Consider the following 26,333-nt stretch of genomic DNA (forward strand, 5'->3'; position numbering starts at 1 on the left):
GAGGGATCCATCCATGAGAATGGTAGACATTATCGAAAAAAAACGTGAGGGACAAGAACTTACGACAGAAGAAATTCGCTTCTTTATCCAAGGCTATACAGACGGGTCTATCCCTGATTACCAAGCGAGTAGCTTGTTGATGGCAACCTATTTCCAAGATATGAGTGAGCGTGAAAGAGCGGATCTAACAATGGCTATGGTGGAGTCCGGCGACCAAATCGACTTGTCCGATATAGAAGGAATAAAAGTAGATAAGCATTCGACAGGTGGCGTTGGAGATACAACTACACTTGTTCTAGGACCACTAGTAGCTGCTGTAGGCGTTCCTGTGGCAAAAATGAGCGGACGCGGTTTAGGCCATACGGGCGGAACGATTGATAAATTAGAAGCAATCGATGGATTCCATGTTGAATTATCAACTGAACAATTTGCAGAACAAGTAAACCGAATCAAACTAGCCGTCATTGGCCAAAGCGGGAACTTAACTCCAGCTGATAAAAAGCTTTACGCACTACGTGACGTTACAGCAACTGTATCAAGCATTCCCCTAATTGCAAGCTCAATTATGAGTAAAAAGATTGCGGCTGGAGCAGATGCTATTGTATTAGATGTAAAAACAGGTGATGGCGCCTTTATGAAAACGGTTGAAGATTCTAAGAAATTGGCGCATGCAATGGTTCAAATAGGAAAAAATGTTGGACGTAATACAATGGCGATTATTTCTGACATGAACCAGCCTCTAGGCTATGCAATAGGCAATGCATTAGAAGTCAAAGAAGCGATCGATACATTGCGTGGGGAAGGACCTGAAGATCTTACAGAACTTTGCCTGACACTTGGTTCTCAAATGGTTGTACTTGGTAATAAAGCGAAAACTATCGAGGAAGCAAGAACACTGCTCGAAGAAGTTATTCAAAACGGCAAAGCTTTAGAAGTTTTCAAAGAGTTTATTGAAAGCCAAGGGGGCAATCCGAGTGTAGTGGACGATCCTTCACTGTTGCCGCAAGCAAAATATACGTTTGAGGTACCTGCAAGAGAGCAAGGTTATGTAAGTCATATTGTAGCAGACGAGATTGGTACTGCTGCAATGTTACTGGGTGCTGGGCGTGCTACTAAAGATTCTGTTATTGACCTTGCTGTTGGTATTATATTGCATAAAAAAGTGGGCGATTCTGTAAAAGAAGGAGAATCTCTAGCTACAATTTATGCAAACCAAGAAGAAGTCAAAGAAGTGATCGAAAAGATATACGCTAATATTTCACTCTCAGAAAACGAAGTGAAAGCACCAGAATTAATTGAAGAAATCATTACAGAATAGTTTAAATTAAACCTGCATTCTATTGAATGCAGGTTTTTTCTATATCACTTTTTAACTTGAAATCAAAAATATTAATCCAACTCTTTGTGTTTAAAAGGGAAAATGGCCGTCTATAATGAGGGATGGTAGCTGTCACATTTTTTCTATTTTTAGCTTATTACTTCTTAAATTGTCATACTTAAGGAAACCTACCTTTTCATGTAGTATAGTTTCTAAAAAGGAGGTATACAAATGCAGCATCATATTGAAATTACATCAGAAAAAATAGCCATTATCAGGCTTGGGGGCGAACTCGACCACCATGCAGCTCGCCATATCCGCGAAGATATCTCTCAGGCGATCTATAGCGGTTATGTACAAGATATTATCTGGAACTTAGAAAGCCTTCAATTTATGGATAGCGCAGGCGTAGGCTTAATACTTGGGAGAATGCGAGATCTGCAAGTGCACAATGGCCGTACATTAATCATTAAACCTTCTTCTACCATGGAGAAAATATTCCAGTTCTCTGGATTAGGAAAATATATTTGGCATGACACTGAACAAGAAGCCATCCAAAGTTTAGGAGGGATTCTGCATGGATAATGAAATGACGCTATCATTCATGGCAGTAAGCGATAACGAAGCACTCGCTAGAATAGCGATAACAAGCTTTTTATCAGTACTTGATCCAACTATTGAAGAACTATCAGAAATTAAAACAGTTGTCTCAGAAGCAGTAACAAATGCGATTATTCACGGTTATGATGAAAACCCTAATGGCATTGTAACAGTACAAGCTTCAAGACATGGCCGAGAAGTAACCATAACAATTCTTGATCAAGGTATAGGAATTGAAAATGTGACACAAGCGATGGAACCGCTATATACAACAAAACCATTGCTAGAAAGGTCAGGGATGGGCTTTACCATCATGGAAAGCTTTACAGATCAATTAACTGTGCAATCAGAACTCGGGAAAGGAACGGCCGTTACTTTCAAGAAACAATTTCAACCAGTCCAAGAGCCGCTATATGTAAGGTGACAATATGACATCAAACCCGCAAGCGTCAAAAGAGTTACTAACACAAGATCGGATGCGAGAGCTTATCAAATTAGCGCAGGCAGGGGATGAAGCAGCAAGGAAAGATATGGTAGAAGGAAACACAAGACTTGTTTGGTCCATTGTTCAACGATTTGCATCACGAGGGGCAGACTTAGAAGACTTGTTTCAAATAGGTTGTATTGGCCTCATGAAATCAGTCGATAAATTTGATTTATCCTACCCGGTAAAATTTTCCACATATGCTGTTCCAATGATCATTGGGGAGATTCAACGATTTCTGCGCGATGACGGTATGGTAAAAGTGAGCCGCTCCATCCGTGAGCTTAATTTTAAAATTCGTCATGCAACAGATGACTTCCTGAAGAACAATGAAAGGCCGCCGACATTGCAAGAATTGGCGCAGCAATTAGATGTTTCTATTGATGACATCACAATGGCCAGCGACGCGCTACGAGACCCTGCTTCACTTCATGAACAAATTTTTGAAAGCGATGGGGATCCGATCAGCTTAATGGATCAAATGAAAGATGAGAGATCTGAAAAACCTTTTGAACATATTCCATTAAAAGATATGTTAGAGAGACTGGGGAAAAGAGAACAATCAGTCATCTATCTGCGCTATTACCATGATTGCACCCAAAGTGACATTGCCGAACGCTTGGGTATTTCTCAAGTGCAAGTGTCACGGCTAGAGAAGAAGATATTAGCACAGCTTAAAATTTGGTTAACAGATCAACAATACGAACAATTGGTAAAGGTGGCAGAACATGAGCAATGATACCAATAATAAAATAGTATCTTTATTTCAAAGCAACGAAGCTGCAGAAGAGTTCATGATTTCGCAGTTTGGTAAAAGTGAAAGCTATGATATCAATATGAAATATGTCCATGTGCACAACATGGACGTATTTATGATTAATATTAATGGCTTAACTGATACAGAAAATTTCACGCGTATTTTAACAGCCACACAGCCTACATCTGTCTTTGCGAAGAACCAAGCTCAAGTGAAAAAAGAAGATGCTCCAGAATTAGATGCTAATAAGAAAGATGAAAAAGTGGATTCAAGCAAAGAAGAGAAATTAAGTGTAGAAGCAAAGTACTTCTTTGAATGTTTTCCTTATTTTGCTTGGGAAATGCAAACATCTAAGGACAAATTGTTGGCTGCAATCTTAAGTGGGCAAGTCGCGTTTATCACACCCTCTGGTATAGCATTTGTTGCTGATTTAAGAAGTTATCCTGGTAGACAGCCAGAAGAACCAGATAATGAAAAGGTAATACGTGGCTCTAGAGATGGCTTTACAGAAAATATAGTTTTGAATACGGCATTGATTAGAAGGCGAATTCGTGACACTTCTTTAAGGTTCGAGCTTCACCAAGAAACAGCTCGAAGCAAAATGGATATAGCTATTGTTTATATTAAAGAACTTGTTAATGATGAGCATCTCCATTATGTAAGAGAGAGGATTAAAGCGATTCATCATGACGGCATGACCATGTCGGATAAATCACTAGAAGAATGGCTGATTAAGCAACGTTATCATCCGCTTCCATTTGTCCGATACAGTGAAAGGCCGGATATTGTAGCTGCGCATGTTTTAGAAGGCCATATCGCCATTGTAGTAGACACATCACCATCTGTTATATTGGTCCCAATTACAATGTTTCATCATTTGCAACATGCTGAAGAATATAGACAAGCGCCAGCCATTGGTACAATGCTTAGATTTTTGCGCTTCTTTGGCGTATTTTTAAGTTTCTTTTTGCTTCCTCTATGGTTTTTACTAGTCAAACATCCTGAATTTATCCCGCAATCAATTGATTTTATTGGCATTAACAAAAAAACCTCAGTTCCTCTCCTCGTCCAAATATTAACTGCAGACATAGGCGTCGAATTTTTAAGGATTGCCGCGATTCATACTCCAACTCCTTTATCCACTGCCATGGGACTTATTTCAGGGATTATCATAGGTCAAATTGCAATCGATGTCGGCTTATTCTCAGCTGAGGTTGTTCTCTATACGGCTATTTCGGCCATTTTCACCTTTGCTATTCCTTCTTATGAGCTAAGTATATCGATAAAAATATTTAGAACTATCTTGCTCTTATTAACAGCAGCATTAGGGTTAAATGGTTTCTTTATAGGATTATTCCTACTTGTTTGGTACATGGTCTCTCTAAAACCGATGAAGGTGCCTTATCTATGGCCGCTCATTCCATTTTTCCCAGTTGGTTTTGCCCATGTATTAATTCGTTTCCCAATGACTAACGACGCTCCTCGTCCGTATATTGTTGGAGCAAAAGACAGAAAGCGAAACTAACAACGCATTGCATCTCTCTTCCTATCATGGTAAAGTTCATTATAAAGAAAATTTGGTTTATTCATGATAGGAGAGATTTGATGTTTTTATATGGAACGCAAGCAATTAATGAATTAGGCCATTTAACAATTGGAGATATAGATACGGTAGATCTTGCAAAAAAATATGGGACTCCCCTTTTCGTGTATGACCTCGAGTTATTTTACAAAAGGGCAAAGAGTTTTATCGATACTTTCGAGAAAGCTTCTGTGAAAGCACAAGTGTGTTATGCAAGCAAAGCGTTTTCAAGTATCGCCATCTATCAGGCTGCAGCAGAAGCAGGCTTATCGATAGATGTCGTTTCAGGAGGCGAGCTATACACAGCATTACAGGCAGGAATTCCTAGCAATCGAATTCACTTTCATGGAAATAATAAAAGTTTGGAAGAATTAGAGCTTGCTTTTAATGAAAGAATTGGCTGTATTGTCATTGACAACTTTAGAGAAATTCAATTACTAAAAGAACTAGCTGCGCGTAAAGAGCAGAAAATGGACGTAATTCTTCGGGTTACGCCGGGGATTGAAGCACATACCCATGATTTTATTACGACAGGACAAGCAGATTCGAAATTTGGCTTTGACTTGAACAATGGGCAAGCAGACAGAGCATTTAAAGAGCTGCAGCACGATCCTTTTCTAAAACTACAAGGTCTCCACTGTCATATTGGCTCACAAATTTTTGACAGTACAGCATTCAGGTTGGCTGCCATTAGATTAATAGAAAAAATTAGTAAATGGCATAACGAGGAAGACTATGAGATTAACGTGCTTAATTTAGGCGGTGGCTTTGGTATTCGATATACGGAAGACGACGAGCCATTAGAGCCAAATATCTATGTAGAAGAATTAATTCAAACAGTATCAGAAGAAATCAAAAGGCACAATTTAAGCATGCCTGAAATTTGGATTGAGCCAGGTCGCTCCCTAGTAGGCGAAGCTGGAACAACGTTATACACTATAGGTTCACAAAAAGTGGTTCCCGATACACGAAAGTACTTAGCAGTTGATGGTGGAATGTCCGATAATATTCGTCCAGCTCTATATGGAGCGAAGTATGAAGCGGCCATTGCTAATAAGATTTTACAGAAACCTGCTGAGTTTTACACGATAGCTGGTAAGTTATGCGAATCTGGTGATAAACTGATTGAGCATATACAATTGCCAGAGGCTGAGCCTAATGATATTCTTGCTATATTTTGCACGGGGGCTTACGGGTACTCAATGGCCAGCAACTATAATCGAATTCCCCGGCCTGCGGTAGTATTTGTAGAAGAGGGAAGACATCAGTTGGCAATCAAGCGTGAAACATATGAGGATATTGTAAGGTTAGACCTTCCTTTGACAATTGGAAGGAGGTAAAAGCTATCGTGAGAAGAAGCAATATTATTTTATTAATATCTTTTATTTTAATGGCTGTGATTTGGGGAGTAATCTATTGGTTTTTTGTAGCACCTGATTCCCTTACCAAATAACGGAAGAATATTTGCGCATTTATTTATTTTCGTGTAGGATATTCAAAGAGACTTAAAGGCAAAAAGAAGAGGGATCTAATACATGTTATGTCGTTATAAAAAAGCAAACGAAAAAATTGCAATGGGGCTCTTGTCCTTTATGCCAGAACATAAAGACGTGAAAAAATTGCAAGAGACGATTTGTCAATATAACTCTGATCCAAACTGGCAACTATATTTGTGGAAACAAGACGATGATTATATTGGTCTTGTAGGAGTCGAAATTAAAGATAATAAATGGATTGTTAGACATATTTCCGTTGATCCTTCTCATCGTGGAGAAGGCGTTGGAGTCGAAATGATTCGAAAGCTTTATGAAATGGATGTTTGTGGCTCTATTGCCGCTGATGAGTTAACAGAGCCGTTTATACAAAAATGTTTAACAATGTTGGAAGAAGCAGACGAAGAGGTTTAATGTCTGCTTCTTCTTTTTTCGTTCCGTGCACGAAGAATATCCGTACGATCTCTAAGCATATGCTTATTTTGAAGGAATTGATCATCCAGGTTTGGCAATATAGAGATGGATTCTTCTACTCTATCTTTTAAAGAAATTGATAATATATTGACTGGCCAGTTTTTAAAAGGTTCCCTAAGACTCACATTTTTTTGAGTTTGATGAATATGTTCGATTACGCTAAGAGCATCGATTTCCTTGTCATCAAAAAAAGGCGAGTGAAAGGAATTGCGAAGAGTTAGCTCGGCTTTTTTTAAAATAGTATCAGCACCTTTATAATTGCCTCGCCTATAATGATATAAGCCAGTAGCTAATTGGATCCAGCCAGTTAGTGGATGCAATTTATCTCGTGGAGCTACATACTTCCAGTACTCCTCTAGTACTTCATGGCATTCAAAATAATCTTGGTTGCCATTAAAGTATGCAAGAAATTGAATAAATAAAGGATGATGCATAGGATGCATTTTGCTCACCTTTCCTCTATACTAAATTTTAAAGAAAAATTGTCAGGTGGTAAGATATGTCATACGAAGTGAAGTTAGAGGCTTTTGAAGGCCCTCTTGATTTATTATTGCACTTAATTCATCGTTTGGAAATTGATATATATGATATACCGATGGCTGAGCTTACTGCACAGTATATGGGCCATATTCATACGATGCAAGTTTTGGAATTGAACGAAGCAAGCGAATATTTGGTTATGGCTGCAACATTGCTCGCCATTAAAAGTAAAATGCTATTACCAATATATGAAGGTGAACTGACTGAAGAAGAGTTTGAAATTGAAGAGCAGGATCCCCGTGATGAGCTTGTAGCAAGATTAATAGAATATAGAAAATATAAAGAAGCAGCTCTTAATTTAAAAGAATTAGAAACCAGCAGAACACATTATTTTACGAGACCGCCAACAGATTTATCTGCTCTTATGCCAGAGGAACAACTTGCTTTATTTGATGCTTCAGTCAATGTCTATGATATGGTTGCGGCGTTTCAAAAAATGTTAAATAGAAAAAGATTGAAAGCTCCTTTGTCTACAAAGATAACGAAACAAGACATCACGATAAAAGCTCAAATGAAGTCTGTAATCAATGTATTAAAGTTTTCCAACGGTCGTGCAGACTTTTTTGATTTATTTCCGTCAGATGACAGAGAAACGCTTGTTATCACATTTTTATCACTTCTAGAATTGATGAAGCGGCAAATCGTGGCGATTGAACAATTGAACAACTTTGCCGATTTAACGGTGATACTACGGAAGGAAGAAATAACAGATGAGCAACTTGAATCTATTGATGAGTAAAATTGAAAGCCTACTATTTGTCATAGGTGAAGATGGACTGACAATTAAACAACTATCCATTTTACTTGAGGCTGATGAAGGTGAAATAAAATTAGCTCTTAAGCAAATGATGAAAGATTATGAAGAACAGGATAACAGGGGAATCAAACTAAAAGAATTAGCAGGAACCTTTCAGCTAATTACAAAGCCACAGCATGCTGAATTGATCCAAAAATTAGTAGAGAATCCTCCAAGCCAATCATTGTCACAAGCATCTTTAGAAGTATTAGCTATTGTTGCGTACAAGCAGCCAATAACTCGTGTAGAAATTGATGATTTAAGAGGTGTAAAAAGTGAGAGAGCGTTACATACTTTAAATGCAAGAGGTTTAATCCATGAAGTGGGAAGAGCAGAAGGGACTGGACGTGCAATATTGTATGGCACCTCGAAAGAGTTCCTAAATTATTTCGGTTTAAATGATTTATCTGAATTGCCGACTCTCCCAGAAGAAGGAATGGAAGAGCTGGATGATCAACCAGACTTATTTATGTCTAAATTCCAAGAAGCCTTCCAGGAACCTGAAACAGAATGAAGTTAAAGGAGTGACAATTTGTATCGTTGGATTATCGTAGTATTAAGTTGCCTTGTCGTTTTTATGCCATTTGAAAAAACAGCTCAAGCTGCTTCTCATTCGTATGCAGTAATTGATGCAGATACGGGAAGGCTGCTTATAGGGATGAATGAACATGAAAGACTCCCAATTGCAAGCCTTACAAAAATGTGGACAGCTTTTGTAGCAATTAAAGAAATGGATATAAATAAAACGACAACCATTTCGAAAAGAGCAACCTTGAGCGAAGGGTCTTCCATTTATTTGAAAGAGGGTGAAGAGACGAGCCTAAAAACACTGCTCAATGGCCTGCTTCTCCGTTCGGGTAATGATGCTGCAACAGCAATTGCAGAAGAAGTAGGTGGATCAGCAGAAGGCTTTGTTAAATTAATGAACGACTATGCTGTGCTCTATGATTTAACAGAAACCAGATTTGAAAACCCTTCTGGCCTTCATCATGAGAAGCACTTATCCTCTGCTTATGATACGGCCCAAATGCTTCGTATTGCGATGCAGGAGAAAAAATTCCGTAAAATTGCTACTACCAAATTCTATAAAAGTGATTTGGAAAACCCAACAGTTTGGCAAAACAAACATAAATTGTTGCACTCTAATAAATATGCGATTGCAGGTAAAACAGGTTATACAAAAGTAGCGGGACGAACACTTGCAACATATTTTGAAAAAGATGGAAAGCGCGTAATTGTTGTGACGCTAAACGAATCTAATGACTGGCAAGTGCATGCTGGATTTGCAGACACAGTTTTCAACAAATATGAACAACGTGTCTTAGCAAAAAAAGGTGTTTATCAAGTGAAAGATGATTTACAAGTTAAACTTGACCATCCTGTGTCGGCTTTGTTAACAAAAGATGAGAGCAAAAAAGTCAAATCTATTTTGCAGATGCCACGCATTGCACAGGGAGAGATTGGTGTATGGCAATTCCAGTTAAATGGAAAGCCTTTGATTGAAGAGCCTGTACAAATGATTTGGAAGTAAAAGGACTGTCCTAGTGACGGTCTTTTTCTCTTTTATTATTAGTCAAAGTATGACATAATTTTTGAAGGCTAATAGCATTAAGTTTAATGAGGTGACTAAATGGAAAGACTACAGAAAGTAATCGCACATGCGGGGATTGCTTCTAGAAGAAAAGCAGAGGAATTAATTACAGAAGGTAAAGTAAAAGTCAATGGTCAGGTCGTTCGTGAGCTCGGTATCAAAGTGTCCTCACATGATTCGATTGAAGTAGAAGGTGTAAAAATAGAAAAGGAAGAGAAAGTATATTACTTATTATATAAACCGCGTGGTGTTATTTCAGCTGTATCTGATGATAGAGGGCGCAAAACTGTTTTAGATCTTTTTCCGCAAGTGGAACAACGGATCTTTCCAGTCGGCCGTTTAGATTTTGATACATCAGGAGTTTTATTGTTAACAAACGATGGGGAATTTGCAAATCAAATGACACATCCTCGCTATAAAATTGATAAAACATATGTAGCAAAAGTGAAGGGTTTACCTCGCAGGGAAGATTTAAAAAAATTAGAACGCGGGATTGAACTAGAAGATGGCAAAACTTCTCCTGCAAAAGTGAAAGTGCTATCATCGGATAAACAGCAAAATAAGTCCATCATTGCGCTTACCATTCATGAAGGTAAAAATAGACAAGTGAAGCGTATGTTTGAAGCAATTGGATGCCCAGTTCAAAAATTAAAACGGGAGCAATTTGCATTTTTAGGTTTACATGGATTAAATGCAGGAGAATCACGCGAATTAACAGCACATGAAGTAAAACAGCTACGTGTATTGTCAGAAACAGGGAAAATCGGCTAACCAGCCGATTATCCTTCATAAAGCTTTCACAAAGACCTATATCTTACAGAACTAATTAGATTAAATTTGCTATAATGGAATAGGCTGTTTCTACTGTTAAAGGAGGCTTTCTATGCCAATGGAAAAAAAACAAAAAAGGCTGTATCTACGAATAGCCATCTTGGCTGTTCTTGTAGCTGCTATCGTTTACACTATTTATACAACAGCAAATAAGAATGATGTAAAGTTGCTTAAAGTGGGGGATGATGCTCCTAACTTCTCGCTTGTGGACTTAAATGGTAAAACACATAAGCTATCGGACTATAAGGGTCAAGGTGTCCTGTTAAATTTTTGGGGAACTTGGTGTAAACCTTGTAAAAAAGAGATGCCTGCTATAAACGATCAATATAAAGAATTTAAAGATCAAGGAATCCAAATATTGGGTATTAATATTGCTCAATCCGAACTTGAAGTAACAAGTTTTACAGACAAGCTAGGAGTTGAATTTCCAATAGTAATCGATAAAACTAGAAGTGTTATGAGAGCATACAATGTTGATCCGTTGCCAGCTACGATACTGATTAATAAAGATGGCAAAATTGAGAATATTATTACCGGGGAAATGAAAGAGAAAGAGATTAATCAATATCTAAACAGTATTAAACCATAATAAGGAGTTCTTACGGATGAAAAACATAACGTGTGAATGTGGCCATGTCAATCCTGAAGGAACACATCTGTGTGAAAAATGCGGAAGGCCGCTAACAGAAGAAGAAAAGCACGCAAAAGTCGTCGATATGAAGTATGAAGGAAGAGCCATACGTTCAAAAACATACAATAAAACAATCATCGATAAAATATGGAACTTCTTTTCTAGTGTCAAAGTCGGCGTTTCGATTATCGTCATCACACTAGTTGCTGCAGCTATCGGTACATTCTTGCCGCAAGTAATGTATGTTAATGTCATGCAAGGTGAAGATGCAAAACAGGCTTATATTGATAACTATGGAACTTTTGGTAAAATTTACTATAACTTAGGGCTGAGTGATATTTACAGTTCTTGGTGGTTCCAGACCTTAATTGGTATGCTGGCGATCTCTATTATTGCTGCAAGTATTGATAGAGGCGTGCCTCTTTACAAATCATTAAAGAATCAACGTGTAAAACGACATGAAAGTTTTATGAAACGCCAACGTATTTTTGGCGAGAAAGAAATAGCCGCGGATAAAGCGGAAGAGTCATTAAATTTAGCTGAGAAGAAAATGAAAGAGCTAAAGTATAAAGTGAGAAGAGAAGATGGAGTATTGCTCGCGGAGAAAAACCGATTTGCGCGCTCAGGTCCATATATCAATCACGTAGGGCTTATCATTTTCTTGTTTGGTGTAATGTTGCGCTTAATGCCTGGATTTTATATTGATGAATCCTTATGGATTCGAGAAGGCGAGACAGCATCTATTCCTGGTATGGATGGTTATTATCTACATAATAATAAATTCACCTTTGAAACGTATAAAAAAGAGGAACAAAAACAAGAGTTCAATCAATCCAAAGCTGCTGTTAATTCAATAGCAAAAAATTATCAGTCAGATGTTGTGCTGTATCAATCAAAGGATGAAGGCATTGCTGGTGAGACTCAAGATATGAAGAAAGTCGCACACCATGCAATCCAAGTAAATAAACCACTGAAATACGATGGCTATGCCCTCTATCAAATGGATTTTAAATTAAACGAATTAAAAGCAATGAATTTTAATTTAGTGAATAAGAAAACAGGAAAATCTTTAGGTGAAGTAGATATTGACTTAACAGAACCGAAAAAAGAGTATGATTTAGGAAACGGCTCAAAAGTCGAAGTTAAAGGTTACTACCCAACTTTTTCAGGTTTTGATGATGGGGAACCGCAATCTGACTCACCGCTACCTAATAATCCTGCCTTTATTTTCAAAATGTATACACCAGAGACGCCAAAGGGTGAGACAAGCTTTGTTGCAATTAAGCAAACACTTGAACCACTTGGCACAACTAAATATCAAATGAAATTCCAAAATATCGAAACTCGTAATGTTTCAGGCCTAACAATACGTAAAGATAGGACTCTCCCAATTTTAGCAATCGGTGGTATAATCTTTATGTTAGGTGTAGTAATAGGTTCATATTGGAGCCATCGTCGACTTTGGTTACAACATACAAATGATGGTCGCCTGTTGCTTGCTGCGCATACAAATAAAAACTGGTTTAGCATGAAGAAAGATTTGGATGCGGTTACTACTTATGCCCACCTGCCTTTATGGGTTGACCAGCAAGAAGAAGATGAGAAGGAAATGGAAGAAAAGGAAGGTGACAACACCTTATGAGTTTAATTGATCTGAGCAGTACGTTATTATTTATTGCTTTTATCGCTTATTTAGTAGGTACGCTATTTTTTGGTGGAGCGGTAAAAGGCGGAAAAAAAGATGCATCCGTCTCCAATAAAAAGTGGGGAACTATCGCCATTACTGTTACAATTATTGGTTTTATTGCGAACTTAGGCTATTTCATTACTCGCTGGATTTATTCTGGACATGCGCCTGTAAGTAATATGTTTGAGTTTACGACTGCATTTGGCATGTTTGTTGTCGGTGCGTTTATTCTCATTTATTTTATTTACAAACTGCCATCACTTGGCCTTTTTGCTTTGCCAATCGCCATTTTGATTATTGCTTATGCAAGTATGTTCCCAAAAGAAGTGACGCCGTTAATCCCAGCCCTTAAAAGTTATTGGCTAACTATCCATGTTATTACGGCTGCGATGGGCGAATCCATCTTAGCCATTAGTGCTGTAGCTGGTTTGATTTATCTCATGAAGAGCGTTGATACACAAAAACGTACAAAGAGCAGCATTTGGCTAGAAATCGTCATGTATGCTGGCGTACTTGTATTAGGATTTGTGATTGTAACTACTATTTTTAAATTAATGGATTATAATGCTGACTTCACCTATGTAGATAAAAATGGCGCTACACAAGAAATTACTTACAACACGCCGGCTCTATTCGGTATGCATGAATATGAAATGAAATCTCCAGACAAGATGAAACCTTTAGCTGCCATGCCGGCATTAGTAAATGCGAAAAAATTAACGACAGTAGTTTGGTCCATACTCTTTGGCTCAATCTTGTATATTATCATTCGTTTAATTCTTCGCAAATCCATTAGCCGTGCAATCCAACCACTTACAAAACGAGTAAATATGCAGTTGTTGGATGAAGTTGGTTATCGATCTGTACTAATTGGTTTCCCTGTCTTTTCACTTGGTGCGCTAGTCTTCGCTATGATTTGGGCACAAGAAGCTTGGTCAAGATTCTGGGGATGGGATCCTAAAGAAGTTTGGGCTCTTATTACTTGGTTATTCTATGCGGCATTTCTTCACCTGCGTTTATCTAAAGGGTGGCAAGGACAAAAATCAGCATGGCTTGCAGTAATCGGGTTTGTTATTATTATGTTCAATCTTGTAGCAGTTAACTTGATTATTGCTGGTCTACATTCTTATGCTGGATAAAAACTAATTAAAGCAATAAACCTAACAACTATAGTTAAATATAGTTAGATATAAGGTTAGCTTGATAATTCACAATGAGAATACGCTGTAATGACTAGAGTACTTGTCTTTAGATGCTGTTTCTATGACAAAAGAAAAGCCTTTTTTCTCTTATGAGAAAAAGGCTTTTCTTTTCATTTTCTATTAAGAATTGTACAATAATACTATAGCATACTGGGAGGCATGTACAGTGACTGAACAAATTTCAATATTAATAGTTGATGATGAGGAAAGAATTCGTCGACTTATCAGAATGTATCTTGAGCGTGAAGGATACATAGTAGAAGAAGCAGAAAATGGAGAAGAAGCGGTAGAAAAAGCATTAACCAATGATTACCGCTGTATTCTTTTAGATATTATGATGCCGAAGAAAGATGGTTTAGAAGCCTGCGAGGAAATTCGTGAGAAGAAATCAACACCAATTATTTTATTAACAGCAAAAGGTGAAGAGGCTAATAGGGTCCAAGGCTTTGAAACTGGAGCGGACGATTATATTGTAAAGCCATTTAGCCCTCGGGAAGTAGTACTACGAGTAAAAGCTATTCTACGCAGATCGGCAGCCTTTTCACCCGTAACAGTGACATCGGTTTCGAAGGATTTAGTTGTGTTCCCGCATTTGACTATTGACAATGATGCACATCGCGTTTCAGCGGATGGCGTAGAAGTGAATCTAACACCGAAGGAATATGAATTGCTTTATTATTTGGCAAAAGCACCAGATAAAGTATTTGACCGAGAACAGCTATTGAAAGAAGTATGGCATTATGATTTCTTCGGTGATCTGCGTACAGTTGATACACATGTCAAAAGACTTCGTGAAAAATTAAATCGTGTATCGGAAAATGCTGCAAAAATGATTGTAACTGTTTGGGGAGTAGGCTATAAATTTGAGGTAGTGAATGATTAGGATATGGGGCAGTGTAGTCGGGAAGCTATGGGTAACCATATTGCTTCTCGTTTCATTTGTTTTATTTGTATTCACAGTATTGATGCTTGAATTTTTATCCAAATACCATACCCAACAATCTGAAGCCCTACTAAGACAAGAAGCAACTACCATCGCACGAGTCGTCGATGACCATAAATCGATTGCCTCTACTAAATCCATAATACATGATATATTAAGCGATGAAACAAATGCAGTTATTGCAGACAAGCCTGGTGATGATCTATTTTCTTTGCAAGAAGGGGTCAATTCAGAAAAGATTAAAGAACGGATTATTCGTGAAAAATCCTTCAATAAAGCTTTTACTTCATCTAAACCCATTGTGAAAGAAATGATGCTTCCTTCCTCGACCGAGAAGGACCATGTTGAATCGTATATTGTTTTAGCCTTTCCTTTAAATGTTGAGAAGATGGAGCATAGTGTCGTCTTTATCTATCAAAGTCCTGATGCGATCCATCGAACATCAAAAGAAACAACAAAGATTGTATTTCTATCAGCTATTATAGCCTTTCTATTAACAACTTTCTTTGCCTTTTTCTTATCAACGCGTATCACATCCCCTTTATTGAAAATTCGTGAAGCGGCGTTTGAATTAGCGAAGGGACACTTTGATAAAAAGGTACCGGTACTGCAAAATGACGAAATTGGTCAGCTAGGGATAGCCTTTAACCAAATGGGTAAGCAGCTCAAGCACCATATGGAAGTTATCAACCAAGAAAAAGAACAACTTTCAAGCATTCTAACTTCGATGACAGATGCTGTTATTACATTTAATAGTGAAAGAAGTATCATATTAAGCAACCCTCCCGCGGATCTCTTGCTTCAGAAATGGGCGATCAAAAAACGAGATGAACACCAATTGATCCCTAATGAAATTTACCATATGCTTGACCATGTCTTAGAAATGGAAGAAGTATTAAGAGAAGAGTTGGAAATGGAAGGGGCATATTTTTTAATCTCTATAAGCCCTCTCTATAGCGGCGATTCTGTTCGGGGGGCTGTTGCTGTGCTTCGTGATAAAACAGAAGAACATCGCTTGGATAAGTTGCGTTCTGACTTTATCGCAAATGTATCACATGAACTAAGAACGCCGATTGCTATGCTGCAAGGCTATAGTGAAGCTATTATCGATGATGTCGTATCTAGTGAGGAAGAACGGAATGAAATGATACGAATTATCTATGATGAATCACAGAGAATGGGTAGGTTAGTTACAGACTTGCTAGATTTGGCGAGGATGGAATCGGGGAACATCACCTTATATAAAGAAGTAGTACCTATTACGCCCGTGTTCGAACGAATTACCCAGAAATTTGTGCAAGCAGCAAGAGAAAAGCATATCACGCTAACCTACTCATCGTCATTTGATGATGTGACACTGATTAGTTTAGATGAAGACCGTATTGAGCAAGTCCTAACCAATTTAATTGACAATGCCATTCGCCATACAAGGGAAAAAGGTATAGTACAAGTTGTTGTCGATCAGCAGCAAGACTACGCGCGTATCCAAGTAAAGGATAATGGCGCAGGTATTCCAAAAGAAGACATAGAATATGTATTTGAGCGATTCTATAAGGCTGATAAAGCAAGAACTAGGGGAAAAGGCGGCACAGGATTAGGACTTGCGATTACTAAAAATATTATTGAAGCACATAAAGGAAGGATCTTGGTAGAAAGTGAAGTGGATGTGGGTACAAGTTTTATTTTCTACTTGCCGTTAGCCAAGATCAGTAAGTAAATTTTAATAGTTAAAAACGCCAGCATAAAGATGCTGGCGTTTTTTGTTACAACGAATGGTGCAACTCTCTTTACAAAGTTCTAAATCTCTTATATAGTGGAATTGTAATAAAAACATATTGATTCATCTTCGGGGCAGGGTGAAATTCCCGATCGGCGGTATTAGAGGCATTTTGACCTCTTGAGCCCGCGAGCCGTTAAGGCAGGACTTGGTGAGAATCCAGGGCCGACAGTATAGTCTGGATGGGAGAAGGTGAAGGTACGGTCGTCTGTGCATTTTTTTGTTGAATGCGAAGACGTTTATTTGACTATGCCTAACTCTCCCTTAAGCGAATTTTTGCTTAGGGGTTTATTTGTTCATAATCAAAACGGGCCTTTCCTCTTTTTGAAGTGAATCGCAAAAGGAGAGAAAAACGTTGAAGAACACACGTCTACAAAAAATGGTGACGATTGGAATGTTGAGCAGTATTTCATTTGTATTAATGATTTTTAACTTTCCATTGCCTCCATTCCCGGCTTTTCTAGAAGTCGACTTTAGTGATATCCCAGCTCTTTTGGCAACAATTACAATGGGACCTGTTGCAGGAATAACAGTAGAAGTCATCAAAAATGTGCTAGATTGGTTTTATAAAGGCAGCCCAACAGGTGTGCCAGTAGGACATTTGGCAAATATTACAACAGGTATATTATTTATTATGCCGGTTTACTTTGTATATAAACGTTTAACAACTACCAAAGGGCTTTCAACTGGATTAGTGGTCGGTACAATTTCAATGGCTATAGGAATGAGCGTTCTTAATTATTTCTTATTTATGCCGATGTATTCCTACTTTTTAAATGTACCAACTGAGACAGGAGCTGTCCTAACAAAAACAATTGTGACGGGTATATTGCCTTTTAATATTATTAAAGGTATTATCCTAACAGCTATCTTCTTACTTCTAGCTTCAAACATGAAAAAGTGGATACAAAAACAGCAAAAACAATATATGTAAAAATAGATTGCTAGCTTATGATAAATAAGCTAGCTTTTTTTGTTTAATGGAGTTCGAGCTAATGAGCCCCTTTTTTCTTTAAATTATAGTATAATAGATAAGTCGTTTTAAAAGCCAAGATTTATCGGCGTCTAAAAATTACTGACCCCGTCTTAATATCTTGTAAATATGAAAGATAGGTGAAATAAATGAAATATCAAGTTTTATTATATTATTTCTATACAAAAATTGAAGATCCTGCGCAATTTGCTCAGGAGCATCTAGCATACTGCCAATCAAATGAATTAAAAGGCCGTATATTGGTTGCTCCAGAAGGAATCAATGGTACACTTTCTGGAACTGTAGAAGCTACAAATGCATATATGGATTATATGCGAAACAATCCACTTTTTGATGGAATTGTTTTTAAAATAGATGAAGCAGAGGGCCATGCCTTTAAAAAAATGCATGTACGTCCGAAAGATGAATTGGTGAATCTCCATTTAGAAGAAGATATTAATCCAAATGAATTAACCGGTGAATATTTAGAACCAGCAGAGTTTTTGAAAAGAATGCAAGAAGATAATACAGTTGTGATAGATGCACGTAACACATATGAATATGATCTGGGACATTTTAGAGGTGCCATTCGTCCAGATATTCAAACATTCCGCGAATTGCCAGAGTGGATTAATGAAAATAAAGAGCAATTTGAAGGTAAGCAAATCTTGACATATTGCACGGGCGGCATTCGTTGTGAAAAATTCTCTGGATGGATGAAGAGAGAAGGCTTTGACAATGTGGCTCAGCTTCACGGAGGCATTGTCACATATGGTAAAGATGAAGTAGCTAAAGGACAATTATGGGATGGCCAATGCTATGTGTTCGATGAACGAATTGCGGTTCCAGTTAACCAAGTAGAACATGTCATCGTTGGTAGAGACCACTTTGATGGTGAACCTTGTGAGCGTTATATAAATTGTGCAAATCCTGAATGCAATAAACAAATCTTATGTTCGGAAGAAAATGAAGATAAGCATCTAGGTGGTTGTACGCATGAATGTAGGGTGCATCCAAGAAACCGTTATATTGCTAAACATCAATTAACTGAAAGTGAAGTACTAGATCGTCTAGCGCAAATTGGCGAAACGATTGCTAAATAGATATTGAAAAAAGCAAAACGCACAGGGCGTTTTGCTTTTTTTTATAACTATTTTTTATTCTTAAAATATTGAAGAATAAATTGTCGGAATTGCTTAGCACCTGGAGATAGATAACGTTCTAAAGACCAAGCCATCCCAATGACCCTTTCTAATTTTAAATCGCTAATTTTTATTTTCGCCATCCTATTTGGATTTATTTCTTCTCCGTCAGGCAATATGGAAACACCTAATCCTGCGGCCACGAAACCTGCTACCGTGGCTACCTCATCCCCTTCAAATGTAATTGTCGGAGTTAAGCCTGCTTGATTTAGCGCTTCATCAATCTGAATGCGCAAGGCATATCCCTTTTTAAGCAATACGAAAGGTTCGTTGGCCAACTCAAATATGGTAATAGTTTTACGATCGGCAAGCGGGTGTGATATTGGTACTATAGCATATAGCTCTTCACGCCAAAGTTCCATCCATTCTATAGGTTTTTCTACATTCATTTCAGCGAGCAGACACAGGTCTAGTTCCCCGGATTTTAGTTGCTTAAGCTGTGAGTGAGTGTGATTTTGCTTTAGGACAAAATGAATATTTGGAAACTGTTTTCTAAAATGCATAATCAAATCTGGCACTACATTTGTGCCAAGTGTATGTAAAAAGCCTAGATATACTTCTCCGTGATTCGGATTAATTAGTTCTTGAATTTCATGGAGCCCATCTTGATATTCTCGCATAATATTGTGCACACGTTTAACAAATATTTCGCCATACCTATTTAGCTTGATGGAACGGCCCTGTCTTTCAAATAAAGGAACCCCCAACTCCATTTCTAACCTAGCTATTGATCGGCTTAGTGCTGGTTGGGAAATAGACAATTTCTCGGCTGCTTTGGTCATATGCTGGATTTTAGCCAACACCTGAAAATATTCTAACTGTTGCCATTCCATTAGACTTCGCTCCTCTTACCCTTGATTTAATTATAGTAACATATCTACAGCCTTTTTCGCTTTGTTAAGGGATGAATAAAAGGTTGTGAATCCTATTTAAAAAATGGAATAAAAACAATATAAAAGACTTATAGGAAAGTAAGTGATATAATTTGTAGAAGAAAATAGAAGAAAAGAATATTATGACAAATATGTAACATCCGTTACGCTTCTATTAAATGCCATCAAAAGACCTATACAAACGCTTTATTCATGATAATATAAGTAATGGTAAATAACGCATATAAAGAAAATTAGGGAAATGAGTTGATTTAGATTGAATAAACGCACAAAATGGGGTCGCACTGCTATAGCAACCCTTGCACTGTCATGCGGCTTTATGTACACAACGCAACAACCAATTGATGTAAATGCAAAAACATCCGCGCAGATGATTCAAAAGAAAGCATCCATCGATCATAAAATTAACCTCTTAAATAAAGAAATTAAACAACTACAAAAACAACTAGACAAAAAACAAGCTGAATATGAAAAAACTTTACAAGAAATAGCAGAAACAAACAATGAGATTGCAAAAACTGAAAAAACGATCAATGAACGCTCAAAGATTATTGAGGACCGTTTAAAAGCATACCAAAATCAAGATCGCACATTCAGTCCATACCTAAATGCTATTTTAGGTGCAGATAACTTTGCGGATGCTGTAAGCCGTACTGTTTCTGTAAAAACCATTTTAGATGCAGACCAAAACTTATTAGATGAACAGAAAAAAGACAAAGCTAAGCTTGCTAAAGAAAAACACAATTTGCAAGAGAAGCAATCTAAGCTACAAAACCAATTCCAAGAAATGCAGGAAGAAGAAAATAGATTAGAAACAAAAAAAGCTGAAAACAAAGCAAAATCTCTAAAATTGAAAGAACAAATTGCAACGAAGAAAGAACAAGAAAGACTTGAAAGAGAACGTAAAAAGCGTGAAAGAGAAGCAAGACGCTTAAAAGCTCTTCAAGAAAAGCAATTCTTACAAGCTAAAAAAGCAAAAGAAGCACAACAAGCTCAAGAAGCCGAAGCAGTAAAATCTGCACAGGTCAGCAAAACAAGCAATAATACGGTAAAAGCTGAAAGCGTACCTCAACAGAATAATGTTGGCTCATCAGGTAATGCGGGCAATGGTAACAATGGTGCAAAAGTAACCGATAGTGATCAAAAAGCACCTTCTGTATCAGGTTCTGGTTCAGCTAAAGCTGCAATAGCTGAAGCTAGTAAATATTTAGGACGAGCTTATGTATGGGGAGGAAGTAATCCATCTACAGGATTTGATTGCTCTGGTCTAACTCAATGGGCCTTCAAACAAGCAGGCGTTAGCTTGCCGCGAACAGCTGCTCAGCAATATATAGCTACCAAAAAAATTAGTGCAAGTGAAGCGAAAGCAGGAGACCTTGTGTTCTTTAGTTATGGACAAGGGATCGCTCATGTCGGTATTTATTTGGGTGGCGGAAGAATGCTAGATGCCCAAAATAATGGTGTTGTAACTGAATCTCTAGATTGGTGGAACCAATATTTAGTTGGATACGGCCGCATTTCTGGTGTCAACTAATATAATATTGTCCACTCTCAAACTTACTTTTCGCTAATCATATAGATATGTTAGTAGGGAAGATGAACCAATAATTATATAGCACTCTAAAATCCCATAGATATTTTAACTCTTGAATTAGCCTTCTCTTATGAAGGCTTTTTCTTTTTATACCCTGTAGGAAAAGATTTAAAACAAAATTGAACGGGTAAGATACTATGTAGATAATTTTAGAAGAATATATGGTAAAGTAATCTATAAGTTAGTAGTTAATACATATCCTAGGAGGTATAATATATGGATTTAATGGAGAATTTGCAGTTAAAGTATCCGATTGTGCAAGCCCCCATGGCTGGAGTGACCACTCCTGAAATGGTAGCAGCGAGCTCAAATGGAGGAATCTTAGGATCTATTGGTGCAGGCTATTTAAACGCAGAGGTGACCAGAGCTTTTATTCAGGCTGTCAAGGAAAAAACGGATAAGCCGTTTGCTGTCAATTTATTTATTCCCAATTTTGTAGAAACGACAACAGAAGAACTGGAAGAAGCTTATAATGTGTTAAAGCCGTATCGTAAGAAATTGATGATTGCGGAAGAAGGAGCTCCATTATCTGCCACAGATTTTGATGGACAGATTGATGTCATTATAGAAGAAGGCGTAAAAGTTTGTTCTTTCACGTTTGGCGTACCATCTGAGAATCTCTTAGATAGACTAAAGCAACATGGCATTTATACAATCGGGACAGCTACGACAATTAAAGAAGCCTTATACATTCAGGAGTTGGGAATGGATGCGGTTGTACTACAAGGTGAGGAAGCAGGGGGACATAGAGGTTCATTTATAGAACCTATAGAGTTTATCCCGCTCAAACAACTATTGAACGAAGCGCAAGAAGTGATCCATATTCCTAAAATAGCAGCTGGAGGTATTGCAAATAAAGCCCAAATGGAAGAAGTGCTCTCTTTAGGTGCACAAGCGGCACAAATCGGTACGGCCTTCATTGTCAGTGAAGAAAGTGGTGCAGCTTCAATTTATAAAAAACAGATTTTGTTAGCAGATGAAGACAATACTGCCTATACAAAGGCTTTTTCAGGGAAATATGCAAGGGGTATAGAAAATGACTTTATGGTCTTTATGGAGGGAAATACGATTGCCCCATATCCTTATCAAAATGATTTAACTAAAAATATTCGTCTTCGGGCGGCAGAGCTAGATATGTATAGTTTAATGGCAATGTGGGCCGGAACAAGTTTGCATCTAGCTAACGAGGGAACGGTGCAAAGTATTATAGATCGACTAACCAAGTGATCGTCTTAAAATCAGTGCGTTCATTGGATAGAAAATAAAAAACTGCTTCACCCAATGTTAATATTGGATGAAGCAGTTTTTAGTATTATTAGATGCCAAGAATATGATAACCGCTATCGACATAAATAACTTCTCCTGTAATACCACTTGATAATTGGCTAAGCATAACAACGGTCATATTTGCCACTTCTTCAAGTGTCACATTACGTTTTAATGGAGCAGATTCTTCAATTTTATTTAAGATAGTATTGAATGAAGGCACCCCTTTAGCAGCGAGTGTTTTGATGGCTCCAGCTGAGATAGCATTTACGCGGATACCGTCAGTGCCTACATCTGCAGCTAAATAACGAACAGATGCTTCTAAAGCAGCTTTAGCAACGCCCATGACATTGTAGCCCTCAAGTACACGTTCTGCACCTAAGTAAGTCATAGTGACAATCGAGCCGCCTTCAGTCATAAATGGACGAGCAGCGTTTGCAACAGCGATCAAGGAGTAAGCGCTTGTATCTTGTGCAAAAGCATATCCTTCGCGAGATGTTTCAACAAAACGATTTTTTAAATCTTCTGCATGTGCAAAGGCAACAGAATGGACAATCCCATGAATTGTACCTACTTTTTCAGAAATTTCGTTGAATGCATGCTGTATACTTTCATCGCTATTTACATCACATTGAATTAATAGTGGTTGAATGTCCTCATAGTTTGCAAGTTGTTTCTCTAGTTTTTTTAAAGAACGTTCTTTACGGTATGTAAAGATGACATTAGCGCCGACTTCAATCAATGCTTTGGCTGTACCCCATGCAATACTTCTGTCATTTGCTACGCCCATCACGACGATATTTTTATCTTTTAGTTGAAATAGATTATCCATCGTACCCTCCTATAATAGTTGCTATTAATACCAGATACTAAAAATTGTAACCTATCTATTAAAAGAATGCAATCGTGAAATATAACCTTCTTTGTAGAACGACAATTTATAGGAATGGTAATTTGTAAATGCTGAGTACTTGTATATTCTTTGCTCGTTGTAGTTAATATTTTCATGCGTTATCTTTTCTTAAAGCATAAGAAAAGCGCTCGATTACAAATTAAAAGGAGATGAAATGAGGAAAGTAAAAATCTCCCTCTTAATTACAGCTAATAGCACTTACTTTGGGTTTTGCTTTAACTGCTTTTTTCATGTAAGTAAATATGTTAATTTGGAAAACAGAAGAATATGGTAGAATATTAAAGGGGAAAAGTTTCTAATTAAAAAAAGAGTGTCAGGGATGCCTAAAGCATTTTTGGTATTTAAAGGAGTAATACAATGTTAATTGATTTTGATGAGTCAATTATACTTATTTCAGCTTTCTTTTGGATAATTATAATTTTATTTTTAAAATTAAAATATAAAAAAAGCTATGTATATTTGTTCTTTTTCACCATATTTTTTATATATTTATGTAATGTTTTAAAGTACACTCAATTCCCTATAATTCTAGACGGAGAGATGAAAAAAGACATAGGGCAAAATGTATGGAAGGACGCTAATTTCATTCCATTTAATCCAGATCATTTTGCAATAAAAACTTCTTTACTTAATATTTTATTGACAATTCCATTTGGATTTGGACTTCCTTTCATTTCTAAAGTAAGTTTTAAAAGGATTGCCGTTTTAGGTTTTTTGCTAGGGGTTATTATAGAAATTTTACAGTTAATCATAGCTTTAATGGTTGGTTTCACTACTCGTTATTTTGATGTAAATGACATAATTTTTAACTTTTTAGGGGTCCTCTTGGGTTACGGTGTATTTAAATTATTCCTAAAATACTTTCAGTTTTTAATTAAAAAGAACAATATTGAACTAAATTCTTTTTTGAAGTTTATCCTTAATTCGCACTCGTAATAGCGAAATTAAAATGCTTAATTTATCCCTGAATTTATAATTGTTACATATAAGGATTCGGCAGTAGAAAAACAGCCTTGAAGATTGGGCTTGGAGAAAAAGTAATAGGCCGAGGGTAGGCATCTTTATTTTTATTTCTGCCCTCGATTTGTCTTCGTATCCACTTACTACTTCTTTATTCATTTGGATACATGCAATCTATGAGAAGATCTGCACTTGAAACGCCGTTCTTGTATGTATCGGGAAATGTTCATCCTAACTTCTTCTTCGCAACCTTTTGTCAGCTTCGTATGATTCGCTTTATAAAACTCCCCCATTGAGTTATCCTTTGACGTATATAGCCACGTATCGCTGTTAGAACGTTTTCTTAGTTAGCTCTAATATATCCAGTAAATGAATTTGAAATGATAAAAAGAGCACCGAATTAGGTTCGATACTCTTTTATCTATAACGTTATATAATTATTCATATTTAAGCGGGTCGCCTTCAAAAGACTCCTCTGCTACTTTGATCGAATCTGTTGGACACCCTTCAAAAGCATCCTCCATATCTTCCATCAAATCTTCTGGAACTACAGCTGTTCCCGTGTTATCATCTAAAATAACGAAGGCAATTCCTTCATCATCGTAATCGTAAATATCCGGTGCTGCCGCCCCACATGCACCGCAAGCAATACATGTATCTTGGTCAACGATGGTAAATTTAGCCATTATACTTCTCTCCTTTACTATCAATCCCAATAGCTTCTTACTTATTCTAAAACGCTTTTCCTCACATTTCAACCTAAATCACTTTAAATGGAGGAATAATCATGTATATACAACAAGTACTATTATCTATTTTTTCTTCAATGAATGGTCAGCGTTCTTCAAAAGCAGCCCTTCATTTGTTAAGGGGGAAGAGGTCAGGTCAGACGATTCAAGATGTAGGGACATTTCACCTTCACAAATATTTTGGTATCCTGCCGAAACTTTCTAAAAATACCTTTACTGATGAATTAAATCAATTAATTGATGCAGGCTGGGTTCATATAAATGATGGACAACAAGCAATTATAACAGCAAGAGGGAAGACGCTTCTTCAGCAATCTAAAGAGTTACTTTTTAATGGATGGTACTATCGTGGCAATGAACACATCTTTTTTAAGCGACTTTCGCTTGTAGTGCAAACTTTGTCGCATTTTCATGCAGGAGACTATCGTTTCATGCCACTCCAGAAAGATGAGGAAATTCAACACTTTGTAAAGCAATTTTTAATGGGAAAGCCATATAAAGAGACTAATTTTAAAAACCAATTCAGAGATGAGTTGGAAGAATCTATCCAACAATTGCCGATAGATGACAAGCACAAGTTAACGATTGTTTTACGAATAACAGGGTATCGTTTATCAGGCTGGACATGGCAACAATTGGCGGAAGAGTTTGATGCAACTGAGTTAGATATGCAATTAATATTAATCGAGTCGTTACATATTTGGCTGGACGACCTGTATGCAAAGCGCAATCAATATCCCTTTTTACATCAACTGGCTGCAGGAATAAGGCTTGAAAATGTTTTAAATGATTCCACAAAGAAAACCGCAGATTTATATTATAATGGCTATACACCAGACCAAATCGCACAAGTCCGATCATTAAAAATCAGCACAATTGAGGACCATTTTGTAGAGATGGCAATGAATGATATAGATTTTCCACTCAATCAATTTATTAGCGAAGAGGATGCAAATAAAGCAAGAGATGTAATGCGACAGACTGGGAGCAAAAAATTAAAAGTTATACGTGAAAGTATTCCGCATTTGTCTTATTTCCAAATTCGATTAGTGATGGCGACCAAAGGAGGTTGAGCTT

General features: G+C 37.2%; 26 protein-coding genes and 1 riboswitch. Of the genes, 22 read left to right on the plus strand and 4 right to left on the minus strand.

Going from position 1 to position 26,333, the window contains the following annotated elements:
• Positions 1-13 precede the first annotated feature (13 nt).
• The 7 genes from M2M59_RS05605 (at position 14) to M2M59_RS05635 (ending at position 6,648) form a co-directional block, all read left to right on the plus strand.
• Entirely contained in the window at positions 14-1,318 is a 1,305-nt protein-coding gene (locus M2M59_RS05605) for a pyrimidine-nucleoside phosphorylase (RefSeq protein WP_249775721.1), read from the plus strand.
• Positions 1,319-1,549: 231 nt separating this feature from the next.
• A complete protein-coding gene (locus M2M59_RS05610) occupies positions 1,550-1,903 on the plus strand; it encodes an STAS domain-containing protein (RefSeq protein ID WP_066785922.1) in 354 nt (117 codons plus the stop codon).
• Complete coding sequence (spoIIAB, locus tag M2M59_RS05615) at positions 1,896-2,342, plus strand: anti-sigma F factor (RefSeq protein WP_066785925.1); 447 nt, start codon at positions 1,896-1,898, stop codon at positions 2,340-2,342. The genes M2M59_RS05610 and spoIIAB overlap by 8 nt, the downstream gene beginning before the upstream one ends.
• Positions 2,343-2,346: 4 nt before the next feature.
• Entirely contained in the window at positions 2,347-3,141 is a 795-nt protein-coding gene (locus tag M2M59_RS05620) for a SigF/SigG family RNA polymerase sporulation sigma factor (protein ID WP_066785928.1), read from the plus strand.
• On the plus strand, positions 3,131-4,684 hold the full coding sequence (locus M2M59_RS05625; protein WP_249775722.1) for a spore germination protein: 1,554 nt from the start codon (positions 3,131-3,133) through the stop codon (positions 4,682-4,684). Before M2M59_RS05620 ends, M2M59_RS05625 begins: the two co-directional genes overlap by 11 nt.
• Before the next feature lie 80 nt (positions 4,685-4,764).
• On the plus strand, positions 4,765-6,081 hold the full coding sequence (gene lysA, locus M2M59_RS05630) for a diaminopimelate decarboxylase (protein ID WP_147194000.1): 1,317 nt from the start codon (positions 4,765-4,767) through the stop codon (positions 6,079-6,081).
• Between the two features lie 195 nt (positions 6,082-6,276).
• Positions 6,277-6,648 carry a GNAT family N-acetyltransferase gene (locus tag M2M59_RS05635; RefSeq protein ID WP_066785937.1) on the plus strand — a complete coding sequence of 124 codons (372 nt, stop codon included), beginning with the start codon at positions 6,277-6,279 and terminating at the stop codon, positions 6,646-6,648.
• Here the strand turns inward: M2M59_RS05635 and M2M59_RS05640 are convergent.
• Positions 6,645-7,151: a DUF309 domain-containing protein gene (locus tag M2M59_RS05640; RefSeq protein ID WP_249775723.1), complete on the minus strand. Its 507-nt coding sequence runs from the start codon at positions 7,149-7,151 to the stop codon at positions 6,645-6,647. The two genes, M2M59_RS05635 and M2M59_RS05640, sit on opposite strands and share 4 nt — an antisense overlap.
• A gap of 56 nt (positions 7,152-7,207) precedes the next feature.
• Between M2M59_RS05640 and M2M59_RS05645 the strand changes: the two genes are divergently transcribed.
• The 11 genes from M2M59_RS05645 to M2M59_RS05695 all read left to right on the plus strand — a co-directional run bounded on the left by M2M59_RS05645 (position 7,208) and on the right by M2M59_RS05695 (position 18,782).
• Positions 7,208-7,987 (plus strand): segregation/condensation protein A, encoded by a 780-nt coding sequence (locus M2M59_RS05645; RefSeq protein WP_147193996.1) that lies wholly within the window; start codon positions 7,208-7,210, stop codon positions 7,985-7,987.
• Positions 7,959-8,558: an SMC-Scp complex subunit ScpB gene (gene scpB, locus M2M59_RS05650; protein ID WP_249775724.1), complete on the plus strand. Its 600-nt coding sequence runs from the start codon at positions 7,959-7,961 to the stop codon at positions 8,556-8,558. The genes M2M59_RS05645 and scpB overlap by 29 nt, the downstream gene beginning before the upstream one ends.
• A gap of 18 nt (positions 8,559-8,576) precedes the next feature.
• Complete coding sequence (locus M2M59_RS05655) at positions 8,577-9,575, plus strand: D-alanyl-D-alanine carboxypeptidase family protein (protein WP_223823522.1); 999 nt, start codon at positions 8,577-8,579, stop codon at positions 9,573-9,575.
• Positions 9,576-9,674: 99 nt separating this feature from the next.
• Positions 9,675-10,406, plus strand: coding sequence for a pseudouridine synthase (locus M2M59_RS05660; protein ID WP_066785957.1), 732 nt, complete (start codon positions 9,675-9,677; stop codon positions 10,404-10,406).
• Between the two features lie 118 nt (positions 10,407-10,524).
• Positions 10,525-11,055 (plus strand): thiol-disulfide oxidoreductase ResA, encoded by a 531-nt coding sequence (resA, locus tag M2M59_RS05665; RefSeq protein WP_066791844.1) that lies wholly within the window; start codon positions 10,525-10,527, stop codon positions 11,053-11,055.
• Between the two features lie 16 nt (positions 11,056-11,071).
• Entirely contained in the window at positions 11,072-12,739 is a 1,668-nt protein-coding gene (locus tag M2M59_RS05670) for a cytochrome c biogenesis protein ResB (RefSeq protein WP_249775725.1), read from the plus strand.
• Positions 12,736-13,923, plus strand: coding sequence for a c-type cytochrome biogenesis protein CcsB (gene ccsB / locus M2M59_RS05675; protein WP_249775726.1), 1,188 nt, complete (start codon positions 12,736-12,738; stop codon positions 13,921-13,923). The genes M2M59_RS05670 and ccsB overlap by 4 nt, the downstream gene beginning before the upstream one ends.
• A gap of 229 nt (positions 13,924-14,152) precedes the next feature.
• Positions 14,153-14,869, plus strand: a complete 717-nt coding sequence (locus M2M59_RS05680) for a response regulator transcription factor (RefSeq protein WP_066785966.1) — start codon at positions 14,153-14,155, stop codon at positions 14,867-14,869.
• Positions 14,862-16,646: an ATP-binding protein gene (locus M2M59_RS05685; protein ID WP_249775727.1), complete on the plus strand. Its 1,785-nt coding sequence runs from the start codon at positions 14,862-14,864 to the stop codon at positions 16,644-16,646. Before M2M59_RS05680 ends, M2M59_RS05685 begins: the two co-directional genes overlap by 8 nt.
• 121 nt (positions 16,647-16,767) lie before the next feature.
• Positions 16,768-16,904: riboswitch (FMN riboswitch) on the plus strand.
• Between the two features lie 157 nt (positions 16,905-17,061).
• Complete coding sequence (locus tag M2M59_RS05690; RefSeq protein ID WP_066785971.1) at positions 17,062-17,640, plus strand: ECF transporter S component; 579 nt, start codon at positions 17,062-17,064, stop codon at positions 17,638-17,640.
• A gap of 188 nt (positions 17,641-17,828) precedes the next feature.
• Positions 17,829-18,782 carry an oxygen-dependent tRNA uridine(34) hydroxylase TrhO gene (locus M2M59_RS05695; protein ID WP_066785974.1) on the plus strand — a complete coding sequence of 318 codons (954 nt, stop codon included), beginning with the start codon at positions 17,829-17,831 and terminating at the stop codon, positions 18,780-18,782.
• Between the two features lie 47 nt (positions 18,783-18,829).
• Here M2M59_RS05695 and M2M59_RS05700 read toward each other — a convergent pair whose 3' ends face one another.
• Positions 18,830-19,714 (minus strand): LysR family transcriptional regulator, encoded by an 885-nt coding sequence (locus M2M59_RS05700; RefSeq protein ID WP_066785977.1) that lies wholly within the window; start codon positions 19,712-19,714, stop codon positions 18,830-18,832.
• A gap of 316 nt (positions 19,715-20,030) precedes the next feature.
• Between M2M59_RS05700 and M2M59_RS05705 the strand changes: the two genes are divergently transcribed.
• Both M2M59_RS05705 and M2M59_RS05710 read left to right on the plus strand, forming a co-directional pair.
• Positions 20,031-21,308 carry a C40 family peptidase gene (locus M2M59_RS05705; RefSeq protein WP_244946634.1) on the plus strand — a complete coding sequence of 426 codons (1,278 nt, stop codon included), beginning with the start codon at positions 20,031-20,033 and terminating at the stop codon, positions 21,306-21,308.
• A gap of 276 nt (positions 21,309-21,584) precedes the next feature.
• Positions 21,585-22,595 carry an NAD(P)H-dependent flavin oxidoreductase gene (locus M2M59_RS05710; protein ID WP_249775728.1) on the plus strand — a complete coding sequence of 337 codons (1,011 nt, stop codon included), beginning with the start codon at positions 21,585-21,587 and terminating at the stop codon, positions 22,593-22,595.
• 88 nt (positions 22,596-22,683) lie between these two features.
• Here the strand turns inward: M2M59_RS05710 and fabI are convergent, their stop codons facing one another.
• Positions 22,684-23,466 (minus strand): enoyl-ACP reductase FabI, encoded by a 783-nt coding sequence (fabI, locus tag M2M59_RS05715; protein ID WP_066785986.1) that lies wholly within the window; start codon positions 23,464-23,466, stop codon positions 22,684-22,686.
• Between the two features lie 438 nt (positions 23,467-23,904).
• On the opposite strand from fabI, the gene M2M59_RS05720 reads away from it, so the two are divergent.
• Positions 23,905-24,483 (plus strand): VanZ family protein, encoded by a 579-nt coding sequence (locus tag M2M59_RS05720; RefSeq protein WP_249775729.1) that lies wholly within the window; start codon positions 23,905-23,907, stop codon positions 24,481-24,483.
• A 461-nt stretch (positions 24,484-24,944) separates the two neighbouring features.
• Here M2M59_RS05720 and M2M59_RS05725 read toward each other — a convergent pair whose 3' ends face one another.
• Entirely contained in the window at positions 24,945-25,193 is a 249-nt protein-coding gene (locus M2M59_RS05725) for a ferredoxin (RefSeq protein WP_147193982.1), read from the minus strand.
• 101 nt (positions 25,194-25,294) lie between these two features.
• Between M2M59_RS05725 and M2M59_RS05730 the strand changes: the two genes are divergently transcribed.
• A complete protein-coding gene (locus M2M59_RS05730; protein ID WP_249775730.1) occupies positions 25,295-26,329 on the plus strand; it encodes a YpbB family protein in 1,035 nt (344 codons plus the stop codon).
• Positions 26,330-26,333: the final 4 nt, after the last annotated feature.

It is taken from the genome of Rummeliibacillus sp. G93 (genome assembly GCF_023515935.1).
Classification (GTDB): Bacteria; Bacillota; Bacilli; order Bacillales_A; family Planococcaceae; genus Rummeliibacillus; species Rummeliibacillus stabekisii.

Coding starts and splice junctions, on each gene's coding strand:
- M2M59_RS05730 (WP_249775730.1), top strand. CDS start 25,295: ATGTATATACAACAAGTACTATTATCTATTTTTTCTTCAATGAATGGT.
- M2M59_RS05685 (WP_249775727.1), top strand. CDS start 14,862: ATGATTAGGATATGGGGCAGTGTAGTCGGGAAGCTATGGGTAACCATA.
- M2M59_RS05670 (WP_249775725.1), top strand. CDS start 11,072: ATGAAAAACATAACGTGTGAATGTGGCCATGTCAATCCTGAAGGAACA.
- M2M59_RS05610 (WP_066785922.1), top strand. CDS start 1,550: ATGCAGCATCATATTGAAATTACATCAGAAAAAATAGCCATTATCAGG.
- M2M59_RS05645 (WP_147193996.1), top strand. CDS start 7,208: ATGTCATACGAAGTGAAGTTAGAGGCTTTTGAAGGCCCTCTTGATTTA.
- fabI (WP_066785986.1), bottom strand. CDS start 23,466: ATGGATAATCTATTTCAACTAAAAGATAAAAATATCGTCGTGATGGGC.
- M2M59_RS05625 (WP_249775722.1), top strand. CDS start 3,131: ATGAGCAATGATACCAATAATAAAATAGTATCTTTATTTCAAAGCAAC.
- spoIIAB (WP_066785925.1), top strand. CDS start 1,896: ATGGATAATGAAATGACGCTATCATTCATGGCAGTAAGCGATAACGAA.
- M2M59_RS05605 (WP_249775721.1), top strand. CDS start 14: ATGAGAATGGTAGACATTATCGAAAAAAAACGTGAGGGACAAGAACTT.
- M2M59_RS05700 (WP_066785977.1), bottom strand. CDS start 19,714: ATGGAATGGCAACAGTTAGAATATTTTCAGGTGTTGGCTAAAATCCAG.
- scpB (WP_249775724.1), top strand. CDS start 7,959: ATGAGCAACTTGAATCTATTGATGAGTAAAATTGAAAGCCTACTATTT.
- M2M59_RS05640 (WP_249775723.1), bottom strand. CDS start 7,151: ATGCATCCTATGCATCATCCTTTATTTATTCAATTTCTTGCATACTTT.
- M2M59_RS05635 (WP_066785937.1), top strand. CDS start 6,277: ATGTTATGTCGTTATAAAAAAGCAAACGAAAAAATTGCAATGGGGCTC.
- M2M59_RS05710 (WP_249775728.1), top strand. CDS start 21,585: ATGGATTTAATGGAGAATTTGCAGTTAAAGTATCCGATTGTGCAAGCC.
- M2M59_RS05695 (WP_066785974.1), top strand. CDS start 17,829: ATGAAATATCAAGTTTTATTATATTATTTCTATACAAAAATTGAAGAT.
- resA (WP_066791844.1), top strand. CDS start 10,525: ATGGAAAAAAAACAAAAAAGGCTGTATCTACGAATAGCCATCTTGGCT.
- ccsB (WP_249775726.1), top strand. CDS start 12,736: ATGAGTTTAATTGATCTGAGCAGTACGTTATTATTTATTGCTTTTATC.
- M2M59_RS05660 (WP_066785957.1), top strand. CDS start 9,675: ATGGAAAGACTACAGAAAGTAATCGCACATGCGGGGATTGCTTCTAGA.
- lysA (WP_147194000.1), top strand. CDS start 4,765: ATGTTTTTATATGGAACGCAAGCAATTAATGAATTAGGCCATTTAACA.
- M2M59_RS05720 (WP_249775729.1), top strand. CDS start 23,905: ATGTTAATTGATTTTGATGAGTCAATTATACTTATTTCAGCTTTCTTT.
- M2M59_RS05725 (WP_147193982.1), bottom strand. CDS start 25,193: ATGGCTAAATTTACCATCGTTGACCAAGATACATGTATTGCTTGCGGT.
- M2M59_RS05620 (WP_066785928.1), top strand. CDS start 2,347: ATGACATCAAACCCGCAAGCGTCAAAAGAGTTACTAACACAAGATCGG.